The organism is Emticicia oligotrophica DSM 17448 (genome assembly GCF_000263195.1).
Taxonomy (GTDB): Bacteria; Bacteroidota; Bacteroidia; order Cytophagales; family Spirosomataceae; genus Emticicia; species Emticicia oligotrophica.
Genome location: NC_018748.1, coordinates 3,251,218 through 3,277,306, shown reverse-complemented (window position 1 = coordinate 3,277,306; position 26,089 = coordinate 3,251,218). Strand labels below are relative to the sequence as shown.

Here is a 26,089-nt window from a genome sequence, read left to right as displayed (position 1 = left end):
ACAATGGAAAACAAAATGGTTGCTTTCCATTGTACGAAGAGTTTTACGAATATCAATTAATACAAACCTGAAAGTTTTTGTAAAGCCTCCATCACAGTTGGTTTATCTTCTGGGTAAGTTACCCCAAACCATTCTGATTCATTTGAAAATACCTTGCATTTGCCCAAACCATTCTGAATCAAATAAGTCATAACGGTTGGAATGTAAAACTCGGCCTTAGGAGAATCAATATTTTTGGCAGAATATTCTTTAAACATTTCATTAATAACAGGAAAAACATTTGGCATAAAACCCCAAAAGTTCATGGAAACTGGTGTATTATCATCTAAAACTGTCAATTTTTCTCCCTCTTCATAAACTATCGTGTTATCTGCCTGACGATAGATTTTCGTACGCTCAGTAACTACTTTCAAGAATCCATTATCATCAACTTCACAAACACCTCTTGAAACAGAACCATTCTCTGAAAGCGTATTTTTAATCTGATACCCAACCATTGCGTGGCATGTTTCATCAGTATTGTTCGAAAGAAAATCAGCCATAATTTTAAAGCCTTCATAGCCATAAAAATCATCGGCATTAATAACTGCAAATGGGGTTTGAGTTTGTTCCCAAGCACATAATACTGCATGACCTGTTCCCCACGGTTTTGTTCGCTCCACATTTCCAAATTCAGCCGGAACGTATCTTTGTACTCCCTGAATCGCAAAATCGTATTCAATTTTACCCGCCAGTTTTGGTCCAAATATTTCTTCAAAATCGGCTTGTAATTCTTCTCTGATAATAAAAACTATTTTACCAAAACCGGCTTTAATGGCATCATGAATTGAATAATCAATAATGGTTTCACCATTGGGACCAAATTTATCCAATTGTTTAACTCCGCCATAGCGGCTGCCCATTCCGGCTGCTAAAATAAGTAATGTTGGTTTTGACATGAATCTATCTAATTAATTGAGTATTAGTTTAAAGGAGTTTTTGTAAGTTTACGACTAATATTATGTGTTTTACGAACAAATTTACAAAACACTTTTTGGACTCTAAGAAAAACTTTGACGAATAATAATTGTATTAGTGACACTTAAAAGATAAATTTGCCTTAAATCTAACAGTAATGACTATGAAACTACGCTTTTTTGCCTTCATCATATTTTTGGGGGCAAGTTTGCAAAGCTATGCACAAGGTTTTGCAATGAATAAACTTCCGCTAGATAATTGGGAAATGGGTAACTGGAAACAAGTGGAAAGTGTTGATAATCCTTTTAAGAAAAAAAGGGTCATCAATGCTGGAAATAAATTCTTGTATGCCGATACTCCTGGTAAAATTAGCTCAAAGCTAACAACTGCCGACGCAAAGATTAAGTTTGATTTTATGCTTGGCACTACAAGCGAAGCCATTTACTACATTCAGGGCAAATATGGTGTTTTACTAAGTAATATTCGTACCAGCGGCTCTATTATTACCAATGATGGTTCGCTCAAATTACCTTCACAAAATGCGGGTCGAACGGCAGGTCTTTGGCAAACACTTGAAATCACTTTCTCATCGGCTTCTTATGGCAATGCTCTAATCATAGAAAAGGTTTCCTTAAATGATGTAGTGATTCATCAAGGTTATGTGATTAACACCGATGGCAAGAACGAAGGACCAATTTCTTTTGAAAACAAAGTTGGCTCAGTTGCTATTAAAGACTTAGAATACTTAAAGTATGGCAACGAAAAGCCACTCAAATTAAGTAATTTAACCTATGAACTCTATGAAACCTATGATTGGGACAAACAGTTTGCGAAGAAAAATGAAAAACCTAATGATAGTGGAAAAGCCAACGAACTAACCAAAGATTATGGTGTAGGCTTTAACCGCTTCTTATTAGTTTTTCAAGGAAATCTTGAGGTGGAAAAAGATGGAAATTATTCGCTCATCGCTGATTGTGCTGGAAAAGAATCTGTAACTGTTGATGGTAAAGAAATTATCCCAATGGCTGATGAAAGCTATCGAAAACAACGCATTGCTTATTTGACTCTAAGCAAAGGAACTCATAAAATTGAAATAAAATATATCAAAGTTTGGTGGAAAGCAGAACTTGGACTCTTTGCTGCGGGTCCCGAAATTAGGCCGTACGCTCTTCACGCTGAAACCTCACTTCCAACGCCACAGGCCATTGGTGAAATTGATGTAAATCCCAAAAATGATGTAGAAATCATTCGTTCGTTTGTAATGTTCAATGGGAAGAAACGCATTCATGCTATTTCGATTGGAACTCCTCAAGGAATGCATTATTCGTATGATTTAGACCAAGCTGCTATACTTTATGCTTGGAAAGGTGAATTTGCCGATGTAACAGAGATGTTCTATGAGCGTGGAGAACCACAATTATTAGAAGCAAAGGGTGTTCGCACGAAGTTTTCTGGAAAACCTTCGGTATTTGTATTAAGTGATGCCAACTCTACATCACCAGATTCACTTGATGCATACAAGGAATTGATTTACAAAGGATATTCGATTGATGAAGGAGGTTTACCAACATATAAATACCAATATGCAGGTGGAAACTTCACCCAAAAGATTAGTACAAATAATGAAGGTATTTCAATTAGTATTAATGCTACTGGTGCTCAAAATCTTTACTATAAACTAGGTGAAGGCAAGAGTATTAGCCAAATCGAAAAGGGTAGATACTTAGTTGATAATCAGTATGTACTAATTGATTCAAAAAGCAAGCCCATCATTCGTAATTCAAAAGTGGGACAAGAGTTAATTATTCCACTCAATGGCTCATTAACTTATTCAGTTTCTTGGTAAAACATAGTTTTAGTTACTCGAAAAAGAAATTCACAATGAAAAAAATATTAGTTCTATTTTGCTTATTAGGTTTGAGTGAAGTATTTGCTCAAACCCGACCATTGGTAGAAGAAGATTTCTATCGAATTGTCACTTTACCTATTCCCGAAGGCGTAAAACTAGAGGTGGGTGGTTTGGCCGTAATGCCAGATGGCCGCTTGGGCGTAGCAACCCGCCGAGGCGATGTTTGGTTGGTATCAAATCCTTACATGAAAAATGGCACAAAACCCACTTACAAACGTTTTGCGTCTGGTTTACATGAACCGTTGGGTTTAGCTTTTATCAACGGAAATTTATGGGCAACTCAACGTGGTGAAGTAACCATCTTGAAAGATACCAACGGAGATGAATTGGCCGACGAATATGAGGCTTTCCAAAAATTCCCACTCAGTGGCAATTACCACGAATATTCTTATGGCCCCGTTGTTTTACCTGATAATGATATGATTTTTACCCTAAACTTAGGTTGGATAGGTCGTGGAGCAAGTTTATCAAAATGGCGTGGTTGGATGCTCAAAGTTTCACCAGATGGAAAAGTAACCCCTTGGGCTACTGGCTTACGTTCGCCTGCAGGATTTGGGGCATTGAAAAGTGGAGATATTTTCTACACTGAAAATCAAGGAGACTGGGTTGGTTCTGGGCGTATGACTCACCTTGAAAAAGGCGACTTTGCAGGAAATCCAGAAGGTTTGAAATGGACATCTGAGCCAGATTCGCCACTTCGTACAAAACCATCTGATATTCCAGATACTGGAGAACCACTTTATGAAGCGGCTAAGAGAGTACCAAGCATAAAAGTACCGGCTGTTTGGTTTCCACATACACTCATGGGCATTTCTACTGCAGACATAATTGAAGATAACTTTGGCGGAAAATTTGGCCCTTTTGAAGGACAATTATTTGTGGGAGACCAAGGTCACAGCAAAATTATGCGTGTGTATCTAGAAAAAATAAATGGTAAATATCAAGGTATTTGTTTTCCTTTTAGAGAAGGTTTTCAGTCGGGAATTTTACGTATGCGTTGGGGACTAGATGCATCTATGTTTGTGGGTATGACAAGCCGTGGTTGGTCATCAACGGGTAAAGATGAGTTTGGTTTACAACGCTTAGAATGGACAGGTAAAACGCCATTCGAGATGAAAACGGTTAAATCAATGCCCGATGGTTTTTTAATAGAGTTTACTCAACCTGTTAATAAAGCAACAGCTTTGGCAGTAGAATCGTACAAAATCAATAGTTTTACTTACAAGTATCATCATAACTACGGAAGTCCAATTATTAATGCCAAGGAACTAAAAATCAAAGGTATTCAAGTAGCAGACGACGGTATGAGTGTTCGTTTGGCCATTGATTCTTTGCGATTAGGCTACATTCACGAAATTAGACTGGAAGGAGTAAAAAATTCAGAAGAGCGTCCACTTTTACATACCTTTGGTTATTATACACTCAATAACATCAACACTGCGGCGGCTCCACTTGATTTGAGTAAATTTGCAGTAATGGAAAAGTCAGCTCATGAAGGACACAATATGGCCAATATGGGTAAAGCAGTTAATGTAGTTTCTGCAAAACGTGTGAACGAAATGCCAGAAGATTGGGGCGGTAAAGTTGACCAAACGCTCTCGATTGGCACGAAACCAGGTTTGAAATTCGATGTTGCAAAATTCCAAGTGAAAGCAGGAAGCAAAATCAGATTAATATTCAATAATAATGACGACATGCTTCATAATTTGGTAATTGTTAAACCAAAAACTGTGAATAAAGTTGGTGAAGCTGCTTTTGGAATGGGTCTTGATGGCGAAGCAAAAGCTTATGTACCAGATTTAGAAGAAGTTTTATTCCATACTGGCCTTATGCAACCAGAAAGTCAAGAAACCATTTATTTTGTTGCTCCAAGCACTCCGGGGGATTATACTTTTGTGTGTACTTACCCTGGCCACTACTCCATTATGCAGGGAACCATCAAAGTAGTCAAATGATATTGAAAAGTTTAAGCAAAGAAACGCTAAAAACGTCGGTAAGTTTTAACCCGCAAAGGAATAACTTGCCGACGTTGGTTTCTGAATATGGTGTCATCAAAAAAGCCAGCGATTACGAACAGGCCGAAGGCACCTTTTCTGAGATTTTTGTTTCTGATAAAACCTTTCAACACCTTAAAAACATTGCATTTTCTGGAGTTAATGATTCAATCTTAGGCTACCAAACAAAAAAAGGTAAAGAACAAATTAGGTTAAAAAACTATGTGGGTTTATTACAAACACCCGACGGCAAGCAAATAGAAATTTTACCTAAAACCAGCTCAAATTCGCCAAAAGAAGCACGTAAGATTCTGTTAAAATTACTTCGGGCTTTACCTAACTCTCCATTTCAATCATTAAGCAATTCTCATCTCGAAACTTCATATTTGCCTATTTTTGAAATCTTTGCACAAGTTTTTTTAGATGAATTAGAAAAGCTTTTAACACAAGGAATAGGTAAAAGTTTTGAACGCCAAGAATCAAACGAACTATTTGTTAGAGGAAAAATACTAATAAACGAAAACATCCGTAGAAATACTTCTCAAGCCGAACGCATATATACAGCTTACGATGAGTTTTGTGCTGATATTGCACCCAATAGGATACTAAAATATTGCTTAATTCAACTGCAGAAGCAGAAATACAGTCAACCAACTCAACAGAGAATTAATAGAGCTATTCATATTTTCGAAGAAGTTCGCCCTAGTCAAAACCTCATTCAAGATTTCATTCTCGCAAACAAAAAAAGTGTACTACATACTCGTTATGAGCAATTAATCAACTGGTCTAGAATCTTCATAAGTGGTCAGTCATTTCTTCCGTTTGCGGGTATTACACCACAAATTGGACTGCTTTTCCCTATGGAGATTTTATTTGAAAATTATGTTGGGAAAGCCTTCAAAAAGTATTTTGCCGAATCATTTGAAGTAAAACTACAAGATAAAACCAAGTTTTTGATTGATAGCCATTTAGAGAAGTCAAAGTTTCGATTAATACCTGATATTGTTTTGGAAGGTAAAAATGATACTTTTATTTTTGATACAAAATGGAAAATGATTGATGCCACGAAATCTAAGCAAAATTATGGAATTGAACAGACTGATTTATATCAAATGTATGCTTATGGAAAGAAGTATAATGCCCAACAACTTTTCCTAATTTATCCTTCTAACGAGAATTTCCAAGCTCCACTCCAAGTATTTGATTATGAAAGTGATATGCGTTTACAAATTATTCCTTTCGATTTAGGAAAAAAATTGCAAGATTGGCAGCAAGAATTATTGCCTCTAATTACTAACTAAATATTACCTTTCTTTTATTTTGATTAGTGTTTTTTTAATTCAAATCTTCCATTACTTTTTTGCCAACTTTATCATTAGCGAATCTATTAATAAAAAGTTTGAAAGAAAGTATTTTTGGCTTCAAAAACGATAGACTAATAATTAGTTAAAATTATTATCTTGCATCATCATCATTCAACCCTATACTTAACACAATGCCAATTTTTCTTACCTTCCTTGCTATTCTAGTACTTATACTTTTGGTAGCCTATGTCAAACTCGACACCTTTGTTTCATTTATTTTAGTAGCCATTGGACTAGGACTTGCTACGGGCATGGATGTTTCGAGCATCGGTAAATCTATTCAGTCAGGCATTGGCGGAACCCTCGGAGACCTCATCCTTATCATCGGTTTTGGAGCAATGCTTGGTAAACTCGTAGCAGAAAGTGGGGCAGCTCAACGAATAACAGATGCCCTTATTCAACTTTTTGGTCAGAAATATTTACAGTGGGGTTTAGCATTGGCAGGATTTATCATTGGTATTCCGCTATTCTATAATGCTGGCTTCATCATAGTTGTACCACTTATTTTTTCGATTGCAGCTTCTGCAAGATTACCACTACTATATGTGGGTATGCCTATGTTAACGGCCCTTTCGGTTGCACATGGTTATCTTCCACCCCATCCATCTCCCGCTGCCATTGCTTCGCAATTAAAAGCCGATGTTGGACAAACACTTATTTACGGAATTATAGTTGCCATTCCAGCCATTGCTATTGCTGGGGTATTATTTGGCAGAACCCTAAAAAGATTCAACCCAAAAATTGAAGATAATTTATTTGCCATCAAAGATATTCCCAAAGAGCAACAGCCTAGCCTAATTATTAGTCTATTAGTGGCATTAATGCCCGTTTTTTTGCTAACTTTTACCTCAGCAATTAAAAAGTATGCCCCTGAAAGTGAAGTGATTAAACTCATTTCTGAGCCATATATTGGCATGTTAATTTCATTATTATTAGCTGTTTATCTACTTGGTGTTCGTCAAGGAAATAATATCAAAATTGTTAGTAAACAACTCGATGAAGCATTTAAAAGTAGTGCGGGAATCTTACTAATCATTGCTGGAGCAGGAGCTTTAAAACAAATTTTAAAAGATAGTGGAACCAGCGATTACATTGGAGCTCAACTTCAAGGATTTGATATTAACCCATTGATTTTAGGCTGGGCTATTGCTGGTGTTTTGCGTGTATGTGTAGGCTCGGCCACGATTGCAGGTCTTACTGCCGTTGGTATTTTAGCACCACTTATTCAGCAACAAACTGGGGTAAAGCCCGAACTTATGGTTCTTTCAATTGGTGCTGGAAGTTTGATGTTCTCGCACCTCAATGATGGTGGATTTTGGCTTTTCAAAGAATATTTCAATCTTTCAATTAAAGATACGCTTAAAACATGGACAGTCATGGAAACCCTTGTTTCTATCATTGGTTTGATTGGCGTTCTAATTTTGAATTTATTTGTATAATCAATCATAATTTTCAATCAATCGACAACGACAAAACTGTAATTTTGTCAGAAAACTTACATTAACAAAAAATGACAGCAGAAGAAAACTTTGCAAAACTTGGGCTCGAATTACCACCGCCACCCAAACCAATGGGTGTTTATAAACCTTGCTTAATCGTTGATAATTTTATTTATGTTTCTGGCCATGGTCCAGTTCAAATGGATGGTTCACGCATTATTGGCCGTATCGGAGAAGATATGGATATTGAAGCAGGTAAATTAGCCGCCCAACAAGTTGGACTAACCATGCTTTCAACCCTTAAGGCTAATTTAGGAAGTCTTGACCGCATTAAACGTGTAGTAAAAGTTTTAGGAATGGTCAATTGTACTTCTGATTTTGAGCGTCACCCTTATGTAATTAATGGTTGCAGCGAACTTTTTGCGAATGTATGGGGTACCGAAAATGGCATTGGCGTACGCTCGGCCGTTGGCTTTGGTTCGCTTCCTGAAAATATTCCAGTTGAAATTGAGGCAATGTTTGAATTAGTATAAATAAGGAAGACTTCCCTCAAAGGGAAGTCTTCCTTTTAATAAGCTTTTATATAAAATGTTAAAAATCAATAAAGTACACCACATAGCCATTATTGCTTCCGACTACCAAAAATCGAAGCATTTTTACACCGAAATTCTTGGTTTACAGATTATCAGAGAAGTGTATCGTGAAGCTCGTGATTCTTATAAATTAGATTTAGCTATTGGCGAAAACTACATTATCGAACTATTTTCCTTTCCAAATCCACCCGCCCGTCCATCTCGACCAGAAGCATGCGGATTGCGTCATTTGGCATTTGAAGTTGAAAATGTTGGCCAAGCAAAAGCTGAAATTGAAGCAAACGGAATTGAGGTAGAAGAAATTAGAATTGATGAATTTACAGGCAAAAAATTCACTTTCTTTGCCGACCCCGATGATTTACCAATCGAATTTTATGAATTGTAAATCATTACAACATAAACTTAGTATTCAGAACTCTTAACCGAGCGATACCTAGCTCAACGAAAATACAATGTGGTACAAAATCGACAATGAACAAGAATTAGATTCTCCTTCCCTACTCATTTATAAAGAAAGAGTTCAAAAAAACATCGATAAGATGATTGCCATTGCTGGTTCTACCGAACGATTAGTTACGCACGTAAAAACCAATAAAATGCCCGAAATTGTAAAAATGATGCTCAATTCGGGTATTAGTAAATTTAAATGTGCAACGATTGCCGAAGCAGAAATGACTGCGACAGCTGGTGCTAAATACCTGATTATTTCCCACCAATTAGTTGGGCCAAAGATTGAACGTTTAATAAAACTTAGACAAAAATTTCCTAATGTTTTCATTGCTTCTTTAATTGATTGCTCTGATAGTGCCGATGCTCACAATACAGCGTTTGCCCAAGTAGGTTTAGTAGCAGATGTGTTTTTGGATGTAAATAATGGAATGAATAGGTCTGGTCATGAATTAGATGATAAAATTTTAGAATTATACCAAAAACTTAGTCATTCTTCCAATATCAAAATACATGGTTTACATGTTTATGATGGGCATTTACGAGCAAGTGATTTTAATGAGCGAAAAAGAGAATGTGATGCAGGATTTGTTGATGTCAAGCATTTTCTCGAAGCGATTGATGCAGCAGGCCTACCAAAGCCAATGGTGATTGCTGGTGGTACACCTGCTTTTACCTCTCATGCTTTACGTGAAGAAACCTATTGCAGCCCCGGAACTTGTGTTCTTTGGGATTGGGGTTATGGCGATAAACTTTCTGAACAAAATTTTGATTACGCTGCATTGATTCTAACCCGTGTAATTTCGAAGCCCAAACGTGGCATTATCACCATTGATATGGGTCATAAGGCGGTTGCTGCTGAAAATCCAATTGATAAAAGAATCAAATTTTTAAATTTAGAGAATTATGAACTTCTCGGGCAAAGTGAAGAACATGGTGTGATTTCAGTAGCAGATTGGGACTCAATAAAAGTTGGAGATGTGCTTTATGGTGTACCCTTTCACGTTTGTCCAACTGTAAATTTGTATGATGAGGCCTATATAGTTGAAAATAAACAAATTAATCTAATCTGGAATATTGAGGCACGCAAACGTAAAATTAGCATTTAGTGAGTGGTTTATCTAAGAATATCGTTTTATTTACATTCAACTTATAATTGGTTAATTTTTCACGAAAAAAGCCAACAAAATATTTGGAAAATATAGTTTTTTATTTAAAATTTACGCAACATTCACGATTAAAAACCCCAAAATCAACAAAATTTATGAGTAAATTAGCAGAAGCAATCGAAACTTACGTTGCTCAATCAAATGAACTAGGATTAGGTCTTAGTGAAGAATTGATTACTAAAGTAGCTAAAGGCTTAGGACCATCTATTTATAATGCAGATTCTTCAAAAGTTTCAGGCGGAGACCCTGAAGAGTTAGCTCGCGTGAAAGATAATTATTTGATAGGTAAGTTAGGATTGGCTGATGGTCCAGAACTTGATGCGGCAATTGCTGAAGTTATGGCACAAATGGGAACTTCTAACCGTAATAAATACCGTGCAAATGTATATGCACTACTTTGCAAAAAATTCGGTAAAGAAGATATTTATAATGACTAAGATTTTTGGTTAAATAAATTAGAGCGATGTAGTTTTCACTACATCGCTTTTTTTCTATATAAAAATCATACTTGCCACTCCAATGAGCATAATGATTTTACAAACCTTACTCAAAAACGTAAAGTCTCGTCGTTTATCGGCCCAGTAAAGTTTATAGACAAACCAACTGAATGGAAAAATACCAAAACTAAAGAAATAAAGTAGATAATGGTTTTTTAGCGAATACGCCATTGATAGTAAAATCATTACAAAAGAAACAATAAAAACATAGAGTAAAATCTTAGTCTGACGCAAGCCCCAAATGATTGGTAACGTACGACACCCATAGCGAGCATCTCCTCTAATATCTTCCATATCTTTAATGATTTCTCGAATCAAGGAAATCGAAAAAGCAAACAAAGAATAGACATTTACTAATTCTATATTTTTCTGGTAATATACCCCCACAATAACGACAGAAAATGCAGTTAAGAATGCTACTAAAAAGTTACCAATAAAAGCCATTCGCTTGAATCGTTCAGAATAAAACCAAAGTGCAGAAATAGCTACAAAATCAATCAAAAAAACTTTCCAACTCAAATAAAGACCAATTAATAAGCCAATTGCATTGAGTATTTGGTGAATAAGAATTGCCCGCCTACGCTTAATGATTTTGCCAATAATTACTTCATTGGGTTTGTTTACCAAATCAATCTTTACATCAAAATAATCATTAATGATATAACCTGCCGCAGCAATAGAAATAGTAGAAAATACAAGCAAAAACTGCTTAATATCGAGTAGATAATCAAACCAATTTCCTTTAGGTCCGATTAAAAAGATTCTGACCATATACTGTGTAAGTACTACAATCAAAATATTTACAAACCTAATTAGCTTAAAAAAGGCTTTGAATGTTTCTAATAGACTATAATTCATCTTAACCAAATCTACAAAATATTTTAAGCAAATACAAATCAATTTTATAATAAGTAAAAAGAACTATTGAATTGATAATATTTGCCTTAGAGTTATAGAGAGTATTCACCAAATTCAGAAAATGTTCCAGCGGAACTAAATATTGGTAGAATTAAAAATTTAGGTAAAAATCATACTCCATCAGAGCTATATGTTAAGTACCTTAAGGTAATTTAAAAAAAAGGCTCTGTAAATATTAATCCTATTCGACAATCAGACTTAAATAAGGCAAAAAACTTAGTTTTGATAAAAAGTATTGTCAAATTAATGTTTAATATTACTTTACAACAAATCTTTTATAAATCCTTAACCTCATTTTGAGACTTTTTCTAAAAAAATTTGTTGTACTTATTAAGTAGGGGTTTAATCCCCTCATTACTCAAGCTAAAAGCTAAAACTAAGGTACAAAAACCGCATCTATGAAAATCGGAATTGTTTGTTATCCTACCTTTGGTGGGAGTGGAGTTGTTGCAACAGAACTCGGAAAAGGTCTTGCCAAAAATGGACATCAAGTTCATTTTATTACCTATACTCAACCTGCTCGTTTGGATTTTTTCAATGAAAATATTTTTTACCATGAGGTAAATATTGCCAGTTATCCTCTTTTTCAGTACCCTCCTTACGAGTCGGCACTAGCTGGTAAAATGGTTGACGTAGTAAAATATGAAAAGCTCGATTTGCTTCATGTGCACTACGCTATTCCGCATGCAACTTCGGCTTTTCTTGCCAAACAAATCCTTAAATGTCATGGCATCAACATCCCAATCATTACAACCCTTCACGGCACCGATATAACGATTGTTGGCAAAGACGCTTCTTTAGAGCCTGTTGTTACATTTAGTATTAACGAATCTGATGGTGTAACAACCGTTTCGGCAGATTTGAGAAAAGATACCTACGATGCTTTTGAGGTTAGAAAAGAAATCGAAGTAATTCCTAATTTTGTTGATTTAGAACGCTTCAAAAAACAACGTAAAGAACACTTCAAGCGTATTATTTGCCCGAATGATGAAAAACTTTTAGTGCATACTTCAAATTTTCGTCGTGTAAAACGTATCGAAGATATTATGCAGGTATTTGCAAAGCTCAAAACTCAGATTCCAAGTAAGCTTCTTTTAGTGGGTGATGGACCTGAGCGTGGGCCAATGGAACAGTTAAGCCGTGATTTGGGTATCTGTGACGATGTACGATTTGTAGGTAAACTCGATGCCATCGAAGAAGTATTATCTGTTGCAGATTTGTTTTTAATGCCTTCAGAGAAAGAAAGTTTTGGTTTAGCGGCTCTAGAAGCAATGGCCTGTGAAGTACCAGTAATTTCGTCGAATACAGGCGGTTTACCAGAATTGAATGTTCAAGGGATTACAGGCTTTTTGAGCAACGTAGGAGATGTAGATGATATGGTAAAAAATGCCATTTACATATTGCAAGACGAAAACTTACCCATATTCAAAGCCAATGCTTTAGCTCGAGCTAAAGAGTTTGATATAACTGCCATTGTGCCAAAATATGAACAATACTATGAAAAAGTTCTACAAAAAACTTTGCAAGAAGCATAGATAATACAAAAGTCCTCACTTGAGAAATTCAAATGAGGACTTTTTCATTTCAAACCCTACTCCTTAAATCTTATAAACCAGCAACTGTACGCTCAACAAATTTAGTTAAATCTGCTCCAGTAAGCATGCCTTGGGCTAAAAGAGCTAAATCATATAATTGTTTAGTAAGAGCATTTTGTGCAGTCGAATCTTCAGTTTTTAATAATTTGGCAACTAAACTATGGTTTGTGTTAATAACCACATTATTGTTCATTGGCATCATACCAAACATATCTCCTTGCCCGCTAATACGTTGCATATCTCTCCAACGACGCATAAATTCAGGTTGAACAATTGTTACTGGCATATCATCTGCAGGAAGAGATTCTAATTGAACTGTATTTGTACCAACCACTGCTTTAAACAATTCCTCAACTTTTTTCTTTTCATCCTCACTTAATACACTTTCAAGATTTAATCCTTTATCAATTAGCTTATCAATACTATCAGAGTCAACACGTTTGAAAGTAACTTTTTCTAGTTTTGCTTCTAAAGCATTGATGAAGTGAGAATCAAGTGGGGAATCCATTACCAATACATCATACTCACGTTTTTTTGCAGTGGCGATGAAAGCATCTTGTTGATTTACATCATTGGCATATAAGAATACCACGCTTTCATCTTTATTGGTCTGTAAAGCTTGAACCTTTTCACGGTATTCATCTAATGTAAAGTGTTTTCCATCAACGTTTTTCAAAAGAATAAACTCTTTCGAACGGTCGTAGAATTTATCATCTGATACAATTCCATATTTCACAAATAAACCTACACTATCCCATTTCTCTTCAAATCCAGCACGGTCATTACGGAAAATTTCTTGTAATTTATCAGCAACTTTTTTCGTAATGTGCGAATTGATTTTCTTCACATTACCGTCAGCTTGCAAATAACTACGAGAAACATTTAAAGGAATATCTGGCGAATCAATTACACCATGTAATAATTGTAAAAACTCAGGCACAACATCTTTCACATCATCAGTAATGAATACTTGACGGCTGTATAGTTGTACTTTATCGCGATTAAGTTGGAAATCTTTTTTGATTTTCGGGAAATACAAAACGCCCGTAAGGTTAAATGGATAATCAACATTGAGGTGAATCCAGAATAATGGGTCTTCTCCAAACGGATAAAGCTCTTTATAAAATGATTTATAATCTTCATCTGTCAAATCTGAAGGTGATTTCACCCAAATCGGATTTGGATTATTAATTACTTTACCATCAAATTCGATTTCAACTGGCAAGAATTTAGCGTATTTTTCTAAAATACCACTAATTCTAAAATTATCTAAAAATTCTTCAGAGTCTACACCTACGTGCAAAATGATGTCAGTTCCACGTTCAGCCTTTTCAGCATCAGTAATCTCAAATTCAGTACTACCATCACAAATCCAACGTGCAGGTGCATCATCTCGGTATGATTTAGTAATAATTTCAACGTTCTCTGCTACCATAAACGCCGAATAAAAACCTAAACCAAACTGACCAATAATTTGATTTGTATCAGGTGTATCTTTGTATTTTTCTAAGAATTCCTTCGCTCCTGAAAATGCAATTTGATTGATATATTTCTTTATATCTTCGGCACTCATACCGATACCTTTGTCAGAAATTGTAATGGTTTTGGCTTCTTTATCAACTGAAACTTTGATAGTTAAATCACCTAATTCACCATTAAACTCGCCCATTGAGCTTAACTTCTTCAGCTTTTGTGTGGCATCCACAGCGTTTGAAACCAATTCACGCAAGAAGATTTCGTGGTCAGAATAAAGAAATTTTTTAATGATTGGAAAAATATTTTCCGTGTTAATCGAAATTGTCCCTTTTTCAGCTACCATAATATATTTTTAATGAATAATGTAAAGTGAATAATTAAAATCGCCGTCTTTTTTGAAAGTCGTCAAAACCTACTTATCAAAGGCTGTTCCAAACCCTAAAAAACTGACAGATTGTCAGCATACAAAAAAATATAGTTTGTTAAATATACTAATTCAATAGAAAAGCCTGTTTATTCGATGAATTAGCATACATTTAAAACCACATTAATACCGTGAAAAAACTCCTCTTTATTTATGCCTTTCTTTTGATTTTATCTGACTCTTTCGCACAAGCAGAATATCATACACCTTTCAGATGGGATATTGGCATGCATTATGCACGACCTAAAAACTATGGTTTTGGCCTAGGAATTTATACCGAACCCAAGTATTTGATAAATGATAATGTATCGGTGGGTATGCGTATAGAAGGTACCGTACTTGGTAGATTAAAAGTTAATAATTCTGGCGAATCAGGCGGCTCATTAGGTTGGGTTAGTTCATTTTTAGCTATTTCCGACTATCATTTTGGTGATTCTCATTTTCGTCCAACCATGGGCTTAGGGCTCGGGCTTTTCCGCCCAACTGCGGCTTCTTATAACGTGGGTGATAATTACCCAGAATTAGCCCGTGGTGGCAAATTTGGTATTTCTCCTCGTTTCGGCATTGATTTATGGCATTTCAGACTTTCGGCTGATTATAATTTTATTTTTGGACAACGAAATTTAATTGATGGGCAGAAAATTGACCTCAATCAAAATCACCTTACTATCAAAATGGGGATTTTCTTTGGTGGAGGTTTGAAAAAAGAATAGTTTGAGGCTACATATTGAACTAATGGCTTTTGAAAAGCGAACTGTGGCACACCTTATAGGTGTGCCACAGTTTTTTTTAAGAATTTCAATCAACCCAACCCTTAGGTTTTTGAGGAGTACGAGTAGGACCTTCAATGCAGGCAAATGTAGCACCGAAATTGTTTGGATTGGGTTTTCGACCTAACAATCCAATGGGAGAAATATTTATTGGAACATTTTTTCTATCTAACCAATAATTTACTGTATTAGCACTTCCAACCATAAAAAATCCAGCAACTGGCTCTTCCTTTTTAGTCAAGTTTTTCACATTACCTATTATTGCAGCTGGTGGAGTATCAACCAAAGTACCTGTACGTTCGGCTTGGTCAGCGAGCATTTTTAAAAATTTATAGGCATCTTCGGTAATACTCAATTGCTTGATTTCGAGCAATGCACCTAAAGTTTGATAATAAGGAATTTGAGCAATCAACTTATTAGAAACCAGCTTCCCATTAGAATATTCATCGCTGTAAATATTCCAAGTAGGATTCGGTATGATTTCCCAACAATTCTGATTACAGTAATAATCAACCGAATACTCAGTATGACATACAAACTGACGTTCCCAAAGTTTCCACGACCATGTATAATAATTTTTCTCGGTGGGAGAATCTTGAAAATCGGCATAAACATCATTGCTTGGTATCTGCTTGCCACCCTGTTCTATCCCCCTACTTGAAAACAAATCATGAAACTTACTTTTCTCAATTGGCTGTGGCATTATTTGTTCGTTCGATTGATATTTAGTACCATCTGTCTTCTGGAAGATTAATTGATAAATATTTCCGGCTTTGGCTCTAAAAGAAGATGGAAGTGAATAAAAACCATTTCCCACTGCTTCAAACAAAAAACTTTCTTTCTGATTGACAATTAGTTTTACCTGTAAATCATCTACTCCTTCGCTAAAAGAAACATCATCTTTATCTATCGACTTTGAAATTCGTATTTTTTGTGGAATATCTTCATCGGTCAATGTAGCTTCGATGACCAGTTTTTCAAGAGATTTACCCGAAAGTGTTTTAAAAGGTTCAACACAAGCCGCTAGCCAACACAAAACCAATATGAATGTTATTTTCTTAAACATCGGAATCCTAATTGCTTAGCTTTCTTGTATAGTAATAACTTTTCAAACAAAAATACAGATACTTTTTTCATTTTTTGAGCGTTTAAAATTAAATTTCATTAAAAATATGCTCCAAAAATATAACTTTGCGTACCACTCTTATTAAATGCCTGTGAAAGATAATTCTCAAATAATCACAATTAAAGATATTGCCCGTAAGTTTAAATGCTCACCATCAACGGTTTCGAGAGCACTAAACGATAATCCTGTGATTAATGAGGAGACTCGGAAGACTATTCAAGAGTATGCTCAAAGAATGGGGTATCAGCGAAATATTATTTCGTTGAGCTTGCTCAACAAGTCATCTAAAACTTTGGGGGTAATTTTACCCAATATCAATCACTTTCACGAATCATCTATGCTTGAGGGACTCCAATCTGTTTTTCAGCCGCTTGGATATTTACTCAATATTTGTGTAACTAACGAAAGTTATTCCCTCGAAAAACAATACATCGAACGCTTATTGGCCAATCGTGTTGATGGTATCTTCTTGTCTGTCTCACAAGAAACATACGATGAAGGGCATTATGAACACATTGAGAACATTACAAAACGAAATATCCCGCTCGTTTACATAGATAGGAAATATGACGGCACAACTGGTACGGGCGTAACAGTAGATGACTATGAAGGTGCATTTATGGCCACCCAACACCTAATAGAAATTGGTTGTCGAAGAATTGCTCACCTGCGTGGTCCTAAAGGAATGACGGTTTCTGAACTAAGATTTAATGGGTATCGTGATTGTTTATTAAAACATGATTTGGAAGTGAATGAAAATCTAATTCTTACGACAAATTTCGAAGTGGAAAGTGCTATTGAGCCAACCCAATCATTGCTTGATTTAGCCGAAAAACCAGATGCTATTTTTGGTGTAAACGACCACGTATGTATAGGTGCGATGTCGGTAATCAGAGAACGAAATATTAAGATTCCGCAAGAAATCGCTCTTATTGGATTCGATGATTCGCCCATTGCACAATACTTATTTCCACCACTTAGTTCGGTTCAACGCCAAAGTAGAGCCATTGGACTAACCGCATCCGACCTTCTCTTAAGCCAATTAAACAATAAATTACTCAGTAGCAGAGTTTTACCTACAAAACTCATTATTCGGGAGTCATCGAAGAAATATTAATTTGAGAAAATTCAACCTAACAAAATAATGCAAAAAACAATCTTACTTGCAAGCTCGACTTTAGTTATGTCGCTCTATGTAGCTTGTCAAACAAAACCAAATGAAGATGCTATTATCTTTCCCTCACAAAACCCAATAACTGAGTATAAAATAGATAAATCAACTCCAATTTGGGCTGATGAATTTGACTATACGGGTGCACCCGACTCAAAAAAATGGGGTTATGATATTGGTGGACATGGTTGGGGAAACCAAGAAAAACAATATTATACGAAAGACCTAAAAAATGCCCGAGTTGAAGATGGTAAGCTAATCATTGAAGCAATTAAAGAAAAATACGAAAATAATGATTATACCTCGGCTCGTTTAGTTAGTAAAGGTAAAGGAGATTTTCTCTATGGTCGAATTGAAATAAAAGCAAAATTACCCAAAGGACGTGGCACTTGGCCAGCAGCTTGGATGCTCGCCACTGAACAAAGTTATGGGGCAAGTTATTGGCCTGATAATGGTGAAATTGACATCATTGAGCACGTAGGTTTCGACCAAAACAGAATTCATGGCAATATTCATACTAAAGCATTCAACCACTCAATAGGTACTAATAAAGGCAATAATATTATGGCAGAAAGCGACGTCTCTGATAATTTCCATGTGTATGCCTGCGAGTGGTTGCCTGATAAAATTACTATTGAACTTGATGGTAAACCTTACTTCACCTTTAATCGACCAAGCAATGATTGGAAAGAATGGCCTTTCGATAAAAAATTCCATATTTTACTAAATATTGCCATTGGTGGTGGTTGGGGTGGCCAAAAAGGTATTGACGATAGCATTTTCCCTCAACGAATGGAAGTAGATTATGTAAGAGTTTATCCTGCAGTGAAGTAGTATTTTTCAATGCACAAATTAATAATCTCATAGAAAAGCCCTTCAAATACGAATTTTGAAGGGCTTTTATTTCAAACCAACACTAATCCAACCAACTCATATCCAATCGATTCCTTTTTTCAAAAGGCTCAAAGTTCGTTCTTCTAAACTATTTGCTTCGGGTTTATAATCATAAACCCAATTGGCCACAGGAGGCAAACTCATCAAAATTGATTCTGTTCGGCCATTGGTTTCGAGTCCGAATTTTGTTCCTCTATCCCATGCCAAATTAAACTCAACATAGCGTCCACGGCGAAGCATTTGCCAAGTTTTGTGCTCTTCAATAAAAGGGATTTGGGCATTTTTGGCCATCAAATGGGTGTATATTGGAGCAAAACTCTCTCCTACCGACTTCACAAAATCAAAGATTTTGGATTTTTCCTCGACACTTTGCGGTTTCAAATAATCAAAAAAAATACCGCCAACACCTCTTGTTTCTTGACGATGCGGAATATAGAAATAATTATCGGCCCATTCTTTATATTTTTTGTAGGCTTCGGCATCGTGCTTATCACAAACATTTTTCAATTGCTCATGAAACCAACGTGCATCTTCATCAACCACATAATGTGGCGTTAAGTCAATTCCTCCACCAAACCACGAGATACCATTTGACATTTCGAAATAACGAACATTCATGTGAATAATAGGCACCATCGGACTCACAGGATGTTGAACGATACTTACGCCAGTAGCGAAATAATCGGCTTTTTCCTCGAGTTTTAGTTGCTTTTGTAAGGCTTCCGAAGTCTGTCCTTGCACTGATGAGAAATTAACACCACCTTTTTCAATGATATTTCCACCTGTAATCACACGTGTACGTCCGCCACCACCACTGTGGTGTTCCCATTTATCTTCTTGAAATTTCCCTTTCCCATCGGTCATTTCAAGGGCCTGACAAATATTATCTTGAAGTGTTTGGAAGTATTCGGCAATATTTTCTTTGGATAACATAATATTCTTTTGAAATTTTGTAACAAAGTTAGAAAGTAAATCTTTAGCGAGGCAATTATTCTTAAAATTTGCCATATATCAATCTTAAATTATTTATTTAGCTTATGTTTTCATTAGATAAAGTCATTCGTCCACATATTCTTTCGCTTACACCCTACTCTTCTGCTCGTGATGAATACTCGGGTTCAGAAGGTACATTTTTAGATGCCAACGAAAATCCTTTTGGTTCGGTGATTTCTGGAAAATACAATCGTTACCCAGACCCTTACCAAGCAGTAGTAAAAGAAAAATTAGCTAAAATTAAAAAAGTACGCCCGGGCCAAATATTCTTGGGTAATGGTTCTGATGAGGCGATTGATTTAATTATCCGTGCTACTTGCGAACCAAAACAAGATAATATTCTGATTTTACCACCCACATACGGCATGTATAAGGTTTGTGCTGATGTACAAAACGTGGATGTAAAACAAGTTCCACTTACGCCTGATTTTCAAGTAGATACGAAAAAAGTATTAGAAACGGCTGATGCAAATACTAAAATTATTTGGATTTGTTCGCCCAATAATCCATCTGGAAATATCATTGAGCGAGCTTCTATTTTGCATATCTTAGATAATTTCAAGACAGGTTTAGTAGTTGTAGATGAAGCTTATATTGATTTTGCTACCGAAGAATCTTTCACCCAATTGCTCGATACTTATCCAAACTTAGTGGTTATGCAAACATTCTCAAAAGCTTGGGGATTAGCCGCTTTACGTTTGGGTATGGGTTTTGCCTCTGAAGAAATTATCAAGGTTTTAAATAAAATCAAATATCCTTATAACCTCAATGGCGTAACGCAAAAGCTACTTTATGCCGCTTTAGGCAAAGAAGAAAAGAAAGATAAGTATGTCAAACAAATTTTGAAAGAGCGTGAACGCCTACATAAAAAACTGACAGATTTGAGCATCGTTCAACACATTTATCCATCAGATTCAAATCAACTTTTGGTAAAATTCACTGAAGCAAATCAGATTTTTCACTATTTAATTGAGCAAAAAATCATTACTCGACTACGTTCGAATGTATTGCTTTGTGATAATTGTATTCGAATCTCGGTAGGTACTCGTAAAGAAAATGACATATTATTGAAGGCTTTGAAAAAATACTAAGCATAAAATGAGCTTGAAGATTACATAAAGCTCTCATGGTCAATAAGTAAAAACTAATAAATACTCCTTAGGAGTTAAATAATGTAACCTTCTTTAAAGCCCTATCGTTCGCCCCGATGGGGCATTGGAGAAGATTCTAACATATATTTCTACCAATATGAAACCCCTCTAGGGCAAATTCATTCATTTTAATCACAAATTAAAGTTAAGCATAGACCTTCAAGATTTGACATCTACATAAAATAAATGTCAAATCTTAAAGGTCGCCATTACTTTATCGACAATTTCAAAAAATGGCTTTAAGTCTTTTTCTCTTCCACGAAGCCAAACCATCAACATGGCTGCTTTGGTAGGAATATTACTTAATTCGATGTATTTAACGTTCATATTTTGTCCACTCAAAGCAGATTTGGGTTCAATCGAAATACCTACGCCAGCTTCAACCAACCTCAAAACAGTATTTGAATTACCTGATTGATAAGCTACTTTGGGAATAAACCCATACGATTGGCACAAAGCTTCTAGACTTTCAACGTATCCTGAGCTTTCACTTCTTGGCGGTAAAATAAAATTTTCGTCGGCCACTTGTGCCAATGACTCAAAATTATTGGTATTCAAATGGTGATTTTGTGGTAAAATAAGCACAAAATTTTCTACGTAAATTGTACGTGTATTTAGTTCTTTCGGCACAATCATATTCGGCCCAAAAGTAACATCCATGGTTCGATTAATCAGTGCATTAATGCCATAAATATTGGTTGTTTCATTCAAAATAGTCTTCATCAAAGGCATTTCTGCTTGAATTTTTGCCAAAATATTCGGTAATAAAAACTGCATCGAGGAACTCGAATGGGCAATTTTAATTTCTCCACCCTCGCCTTTATGGACTTGAAAAGTACGTTGTTTTACTCGCTCAAAATCTTCTAAAATTCTTTCACATTCTTCCTTAAAATATTCACCTGCGGGTGTCAGTGCCACATTTCGCTTGTTTCGGTCAAATAATACAACCCCTAATTCTTCTTCTAAAGCCATTATCTGACGGCTCAAGGCTGGTTGAGCAATATATATATCCTCTGCTGCTTTTCTAAAATTTAGCGTTTCCGTAAGTTTTAAAAAATGTTCAATTGTTCGAAAATCCATCAATAATTCATTTTAAGCATCAAATAATCAAAATTAAGTATTTTTTGTTATCAAAAATAAGTGATTGTTTTGCAAATGAAAACAAATAGTAGTATTAAATATCAGTTATGCGATGAAAGATTCCGACAAATAATATTGCTTATTCACTTCATTACACTTTCTCAACAAACAAAATGAAATCATTTTTATTTATTTACTTAGCTTGTTTTATTACTTTTAATGCGTTTTCTGAAGAAAAGACTGATTCTGTTCAAACCCAGAAAAATCCTATTCAGATTTCAGGGAATATCCAACTTACGAACAATGGTATTTCACCAGTACCCGCATTTGCTTTAGGAAAACCTGCACTAATGACTAGTTTTTCTATCAGAAAAGGGAATTTTTCGTTTTCTCCAGCTTTCAATTATGGAATTGATGGTAAGCCGTGGGTTTCGAATAGCTGGTTGAGAGTACAATTTCCAAGTAATAAATTTACTTTTCGAACTGGGTTAAACTGGTCTTTATTTTTCAAACGAACAAGTATTACCGAAAATGCCCAAACTTTTGAAGTGCAAAGAGCCAATAAATACTTAGAGTTTGAAGGTGCAGTTAGCTATAAAGTAGCTGAAAATGCAAGCATACAAGCATTGTGCTGGTATACTAAAGGTATGGATATTGATGCTGTAAAATATGGTTATTTCTACAGTCTTTCAGCGAGTATCAATAAGATTCGTATAAACAAAGATTTAAAATTGACACTTCGCCCTAATTTATTTTTTATTGATAATAGTATTCCTTTTAATGGTCTTTTTGTATCTGGAATTGCAATTTGGTCGTTTAAAAATCTACCGATTTCAATTTCAATGCAAGCAGTAAAACCGCTTATCACAAAACCCCAAAGCGATTTTAACTGGAATATTGGCTTAAACTTTGATTTCTAAAAAAACATTATGAAAAAACTTCAACAAGCCTTTTCATCAGAAAACTTTCGCCAACAAGCTCACTCACTAGTTGATTTATTGGCTGATTATCTAGAATCAGCTCAAAATCAAGACCTCCAGCATGTGATTCCTTATAAAGAACCCGACGAATCATTTAGCTTTTGGCAAACTGATTACGAAAAAGGACAAGAAAATGTTGAAGATTTCTTCAAAACAGTAATTGAGCAATCTACACACTTGCATCACCCACAATACATGGGTCACCAAGTTACACCACCATTACCCATCACTGCTATTGCAAGTATGCTTTCGGGAATGCTTAATAATGGTATGGCTGTTTATGAAATGGGCTTGGTTTCAAATCCACTCGAACGAATATTATCAGAATTATTAGCAAAGAAAATCGGTTTTGATAAAAATTCAGGTGGTTTACTTACTTCAGGCGGTACACTCGCAAACCTAACCGCTCTACTTACTGCCCGAGCAGCCAAAACTGATGTTTGGGAAGAAGGCAACACCGATAAACTAGCCGTTATGGTTTCGGAAGAAGCACATTATTGCATTGATAGAGCTGCTCGAATTATGGGAATGGGTAATGCAGGCATTATAAAAGTACCCACCAACGACCGTCTACAAATTAGAACCGATTTATTGGAAAAATACTATCAAGAAGCAACCAATAATGGCTTTAAAGTAATTTGTGTCGTGGGAAGTGCTTGCTCAACTTCGTCTGGAAGCTATGATAATTTGGAAGAAATAGGAAAATTTGCTCAAAAACATCAACTCTGGTTTCATGTTGATGGAGCACACGGCGGTGCGGTAGTTTTCTCAGAAAAATACAAATATAAAGTTAAAGGTATTGAAAACGCTGACTCAGTTGTTATTGATTGGCATAAAATGCTCATGACACCAGCATTAACCACTGCACTTATCTTCAAACGTGATGAAGATTCTTTCAAAACTTTCCAGCAAAAAGCTCAATATCTTTGGGCAAATCAATATTCAAAAGATTGGTTTAATTCGGGGAAACGTACGTTTGAATGTACCAAACTCATGATGAGCCTAAAAGTCTATTCAATCTTGAAAGCTCATGGGGAAGAAATATTTACAGAAAATGTAGATTATTTACATGGTTTAGCTGAAAAGTTTGTGGCACTAATTAAAGCCAGACCTAATTTTGAACTTGCCGTTGAGCCCGAAAGCAATATCGTTTGTTTCAGAATTATTTTACCTAATCAAGAGTCAAATGTTATTAACTCAGCCATCAGAAAACAATTACTTCAAGAAGGGAAATTCTATATAGTACAAACTACTTTAAGAGAAAATCTTTATCTTCGTGTCTCGTTAATGAATCCGCTAACTTCAGAAAAACACTTAGTTGCACTATTAGATGAAATTGAAAGAATTAGTAAACAAATTGCTCAGCAATAGATATTTAGCTTTTTGCATCACACTCATTATTTTTATCTTATGCTCAATGCCTAGTGAGCAACTACCCAAAGGAAATGATAAAAGTGCTCATTTTATTGTGTTTGCAGGCTGGGCATTTTGCCATCAATTTGTTTTTCGACAATATGCAAAAACACTTATTATTGGCATTTTGTATGGCATTTTTATCGAGTTCTGGCAAGGTATTTTACCACAATCGTTTCATCGTAACTTTGATTGGTACGATGCTCTTGCTGATAGTATTGGTGTTTTGATTGGCCTATTATTGTATTTTTTTACAGCCAAATTTATTTCTACTGAAAAAATCTAAAAAATCTTAAAGGTAATTCACCTAGACTCACACATTTTTTGTATAAATTTGATTGACGATTTAGAATTAAACTTCTAACATCTTTCAGCTATTATAAAACAGGTCACTTTTAGTAGCCAGAATACAGTGTTTACTTACAATCAAGTTAACTTAAATTTTAAATCTGTGAAGCTGGAAAAAATAGGTTTAATGCCAAGGCATCTTACTTTATTAACAGCAGGCTTGGGTTATCTTGGAAATGTTTTTTGTGTAAACCTAACCTACGTATTTAAAAAAGAGCCATTTTTAGATTTTGGAATTGCTGAAGCACAGTTAGCTTCGGCTAATAGTACATTACTCATTATTCAGCATGTTGGTATATTTTTGGGAGTAATTCTATTTGGTTCTCTTGCTGATAGAAGAGGAAGGATGGCTATGCTTTTCATTTCAGTAGGTACATACTCTGTAGCAACTTTCCTTAGTGGTTTAGTACATAATTATTATCTTTTTCAAGTTTTACGATTCGTAGTTGGGCTAGGTGTAGCCTCTGAATTGGGAATCGGATTAGTGTTAATCTGCGAAATTTTCTCGCGAGAGAAACGTACATTTCTAATTATCTTCATCGCATTTTGTGGTTTTATGGGCATGTTTCTCCTGAGTATTTTAGCGAAATCATTTCACTGGCGTACTCTTTACATCATGGGTGGATTATTGGGACTTTTAATTATGTTTTTTAGATTCTCTACCTTCGAATCGGATATTTTTTTAAAAAGTAATCAGTTAAAAAATCAATTAAAAAAATCGCTAATTCTTCCTTTACTTCGGAAACGCAAAATTTATTATTTAATTATTTGTATCTTACCAAGCTACTTAGTAACAGCATCTTCGATTTTTGTTGGAACCACTTATTTTAAAGAATTGAAAGTAAGTGCAGGACAAAGCCTATTATTTTTTTCTATTGGTGGTGGATTAGGCCTCATTTTCATCAGTTTACTTAGCAAGAAAATCAAAAGTAGAAAGAAAGCAATTACACTTTGTATTACTTTGTTACTCATCCTTGCTTCTATTTACGCTTTTATCAAGCCTACCAGCATTCATAGTTTTTTAATAATTAATTTCCTTTTTGGAATCTTCGTAACTTATCAATTCGAGCTTTTGGCTCTAACTATTGAACAGTTTGGAACAAATATTCGTGCATTGGCTACAACCTTAGTATTTGGAGCAGGCCGTGCATCGGTTTTCTTATTTTCGCTTATAATCCCAATACTAAACTTAATTGTTAAGGATTTACTCATGAGTGTTTTTATTCTTGACTTCATTTTCTTTTGTGCTGCCTTATGGGCTATTTCAAAAATAAAAGAGGATTTTTGTCGTGATCTATCATTTGTTGATGAATAGCTATGATTATGAATTTAGTTTTATTCAAATTTTTAGGAATAAAAAAGTTGTTGTTTTAAATTTTAA

The 26,089-nt window shown here is 35.2% G+C and carries 23 protein-coding genes; 17 read left to right on the top strand and 6 right to left on the bottom strand.

Annotated elements, in window-relative coordinates; all coding sequences use genetic code 11:
* Positions 1-56: 56 nt before the first annotated feature.
* A complete protein-coding gene (locus EMTOL_RS13580) occupies positions 57-938 on the bottom strand; it encodes a nucleotidyltransferase family protein (RefSeq protein ID WP_015029874.1) in 882 nt (293 codons plus the stop codon).
* Between the two features lie 182 nt (positions 939-1,120).
* On the opposite strand from EMTOL_RS13580, the gene EMTOL_RS13575 reads away from it, so the two are divergent.
* The 8 genes from EMTOL_RS13575 (at position 1,121) to EMTOL_RS13540 (ending at position 10,309) form a co-directional block, all read left to right on the top strand.
* A complete protein-coding gene (locus EMTOL_RS13575; protein ID WP_041693574.1) occupies positions 1,121-2,803 on the top strand; it encodes a family 16 glycoside hydrolase in 1,683 nt (560 codons plus the stop codon).
* Positions 2,804-2,838: 35 nt separating this feature from the next.
* Positions 2,839-4,821, top strand: coding sequence for a plastocyanin/azurin family copper-binding protein (locus tag EMTOL_RS13570; RefSeq protein WP_015029872.1), 1,983 nt, complete (start codon positions 2,839-2,841; stop codon positions 4,819-4,821).
* Positions 4,818-6,161 (top strand): McrC family protein, encoded by a 1,344-nt coding sequence (locus tag EMTOL_RS13565; RefSeq protein WP_015029871.1) that lies wholly within the window; start codon positions 4,818-4,820, stop codon positions 6,159-6,161. Before EMTOL_RS13570 ends, EMTOL_RS13565 begins: the two co-directional genes overlap by 4 nt.
* A 194-nt stretch (positions 6,162-6,355) precedes the next feature.
* Positions 6,356-7,663 carry a GntT/GntP/DsdX family permease gene (locus EMTOL_RS13560; RefSeq protein ID WP_015029870.1) on the top strand — a complete coding sequence of 436 codons (1,308 nt, stop codon included), beginning with the start codon at positions 6,356-6,358 and terminating at the stop codon, positions 7,661-7,663.
* Between the two features lie 71 nt (positions 7,664-7,734).
* The gene (locus EMTOL_RS13555) at positions 7,735-8,196 is read left to right on the top strand and encodes a RidA family protein (protein ID WP_015029869.1); all 462 of its coding nucleotides are present in this window, start codon (positions 7,735-7,737) and stop codon (positions 8,194-8,196) included.
* Positions 8,197-8,251: 55 nt separating this feature from the next.
* Positions 8,252-8,641, top strand: a complete 390-nt coding sequence (gene gloA2, locus EMTOL_RS13550; protein WP_015029868.1) for an SMU1112c/YaeR family gloxylase I-like metalloprotein — start codon at positions 8,252-8,254, stop codon at positions 8,639-8,641.
* 67 nt (positions 8,642-8,708) lie between these two features.
* Positions 8,709-9,812: a D-TA family PLP-dependent enzyme gene (locus EMTOL_RS13545; protein WP_015029867.1), complete on the top strand. Its 1,104-nt coding sequence runs from the start codon at positions 8,709-8,711 to the stop codon at positions 9,810-9,812.
* 155 nt (positions 9,813-9,967) lie between these two features.
* Positions 9,968-10,309: a DUF2853 family protein gene (locus EMTOL_RS13540; protein ID WP_015029866.1), complete on the top strand. Its 342-nt coding sequence runs from the start codon at positions 9,968-9,970 to the stop codon at positions 10,307-10,309.
* A 54-nt stretch (positions 10,310-10,363) separates the two neighbouring features.
* On the opposite strand, the gene EMTOL_RS13535 is transcribed toward EMTOL_RS13540, so the two are convergent.
* Complete coding sequence (locus EMTOL_RS13535) at positions 10,364-11,227, bottom strand: geranylgeranylglycerol-phosphate geranylgeranyltransferase (protein ID WP_015029865.1); 864 nt, start codon at positions 11,225-11,227, stop codon at positions 10,364-10,366.
* 458 nt (positions 11,228-11,685) lie between these two features.
* Here EMTOL_RS13535 and bshA point away from each other — a divergent pair, with 458 nt between their 5' ends.
* A complete protein-coding gene (gene bshA, locus EMTOL_RS13530; RefSeq protein WP_015029864.1) occupies positions 11,686-12,822 on the top strand; it encodes an N-acetyl-alpha-D-glucosaminyl L-malate synthase BshA in 1,137 nt (378 codons plus the stop codon).
* 70 nt (positions 12,823-12,892) lie between these two features.
* Here bshA and htpG read toward each other — a convergent pair whose 3' ends face one another.
* Positions 12,893-14,701 (bottom strand): molecular chaperone HtpG, encoded by a 1,809-nt coding sequence (htpG, locus tag EMTOL_RS13525; RefSeq protein WP_015029863.1) that lies wholly within the window; start codon positions 14,699-14,701, stop codon positions 12,893-12,895.
* A 212-nt stretch (positions 14,702-14,913) separates the two neighbouring features.
* Here htpG and EMTOL_RS13520 point away from each other — a divergent pair, with 212 nt between their 5' ends.
* A complete protein-coding gene (locus EMTOL_RS13520; RefSeq protein WP_015029862.1) occupies positions 14,914-15,495 on the top strand; it encodes a hypothetical protein in 582 nt (193 codons plus the stop codon).
* Positions 15,496-15,580: 85 nt separating this feature from the next.
* On the opposite strand, the gene EMTOL_RS13515 is transcribed toward EMTOL_RS13520, so the two are convergent.
* Positions 15,581-16,618, bottom strand: coding sequence for a DUF4249 domain-containing protein (locus EMTOL_RS13515; RefSeq protein ID WP_015029861.1), 1,038 nt, complete (start codon positions 16,616-16,618; stop codon positions 15,581-15,583).
* Between the two features lie 145 nt (positions 16,619-16,763).
* On the opposite strand from EMTOL_RS13515, the gene EMTOL_RS13510 reads away from it, so the two are divergent.
* Complete coding sequence (locus EMTOL_RS13510) at positions 16,764-17,795, top strand: LacI family DNA-binding transcriptional regulator (RefSeq protein ID WP_015029860.1); 1,032 nt, start codon at positions 16,764-16,766, stop codon at positions 17,793-17,795.
* Positions 17,796-17,822: 27 nt separating this feature from the next.
* Complete coding sequence (locus tag EMTOL_RS13505; protein ID WP_015029859.1) at positions 17,823-18,683, top strand: glycoside hydrolase family 16 protein; 861 nt, start codon at positions 17,823-17,825, stop codon at positions 18,681-18,683.
* A gap of 96 nt (positions 18,684-18,779) precedes the next feature.
* Here the strand turns inward: EMTOL_RS13505 and hemF are convergent, their stop codons facing one another.
* On the bottom strand, positions 18,780-19,676 hold the full coding sequence (gene hemF / locus EMTOL_RS13500) for an oxygen-dependent coproporphyrinogen oxidase (RefSeq protein WP_041694132.1): 897 nt from the start codon (positions 19,674-19,676) through the stop codon (positions 18,780-18,782).
* A gap of 104 nt (positions 19,677-19,780) precedes the next feature.
* Between hemF and hisC the strand changes: the two genes are divergently transcribed.
* Positions 19,781-20,827 carry a histidinol-phosphate transaminase gene (gene hisC / locus EMTOL_RS13495; RefSeq protein ID WP_015029857.1) on the top strand — a complete coding sequence of 349 codons (1,047 nt, stop codon included), beginning with the start codon at positions 19,781-19,783 and terminating at the stop codon, positions 20,825-20,827.
* A gap of 249 nt (positions 20,828-21,076) precedes the next feature.
* On the opposite strand, the gene EMTOL_RS13490 is transcribed toward hisC, so the two are convergent.
* The gene (locus EMTOL_RS13490; RefSeq protein WP_015029856.1) at positions 21,077-21,967 is read right to left on the bottom strand and encodes a LysR family transcriptional regulator; all 891 of its coding nucleotides are present in this window, start codon (positions 21,965-21,967) and stop codon (positions 21,077-21,079) included.
* A 173-nt stretch (positions 21,968-22,140) separates the two neighbouring features.
* Here EMTOL_RS13490 and EMTOL_RS13485 point away from each other — a divergent pair, with 173 nt between their 5' ends.
* From EMTOL_RS13485 to EMTOL_RS13470, 4 genes are all read left to right on the top strand, one after another.
* Positions 22,141-22,887: a hypothetical protein gene (locus tag EMTOL_RS13485; protein WP_015029855.1), complete on the top strand. Its 747-nt coding sequence runs from the start codon at positions 22,141-22,143 to the stop codon at positions 22,885-22,887.
* Positions 22,888-22,896: 9 nt separating this feature from the next.
* Positions 22,897-24,318 carry a pyridoxal phosphate-dependent decarboxylase family protein gene (locus tag EMTOL_RS13480; RefSeq protein ID WP_015029854.1) on the top strand — a complete coding sequence of 474 codons (1,422 nt, stop codon included), beginning with the start codon at positions 22,897-22,899 and terminating at the stop codon, positions 24,316-24,318.
* Between the two features lie 46 nt (positions 24,319-24,364).
* On the top strand, positions 24,365-24,646 hold the full coding sequence (locus EMTOL_RS21835; protein WP_052315389.1) for a VanZ family protein: 282 nt from the start codon (positions 24,365-24,367) through the stop codon (positions 24,644-24,646).
* Between the two features lie 165 nt (positions 24,647-24,811).
* Positions 24,812-26,023, top strand: coding sequence for an MFS transporter (locus EMTOL_RS13470; protein ID WP_015029852.1), 1,212 nt, complete (start codon positions 24,812-24,814; stop codon positions 26,021-26,023).
* The last annotated feature ends 66 nt before the right edge of the window (positions 26,024-26,089 follow it).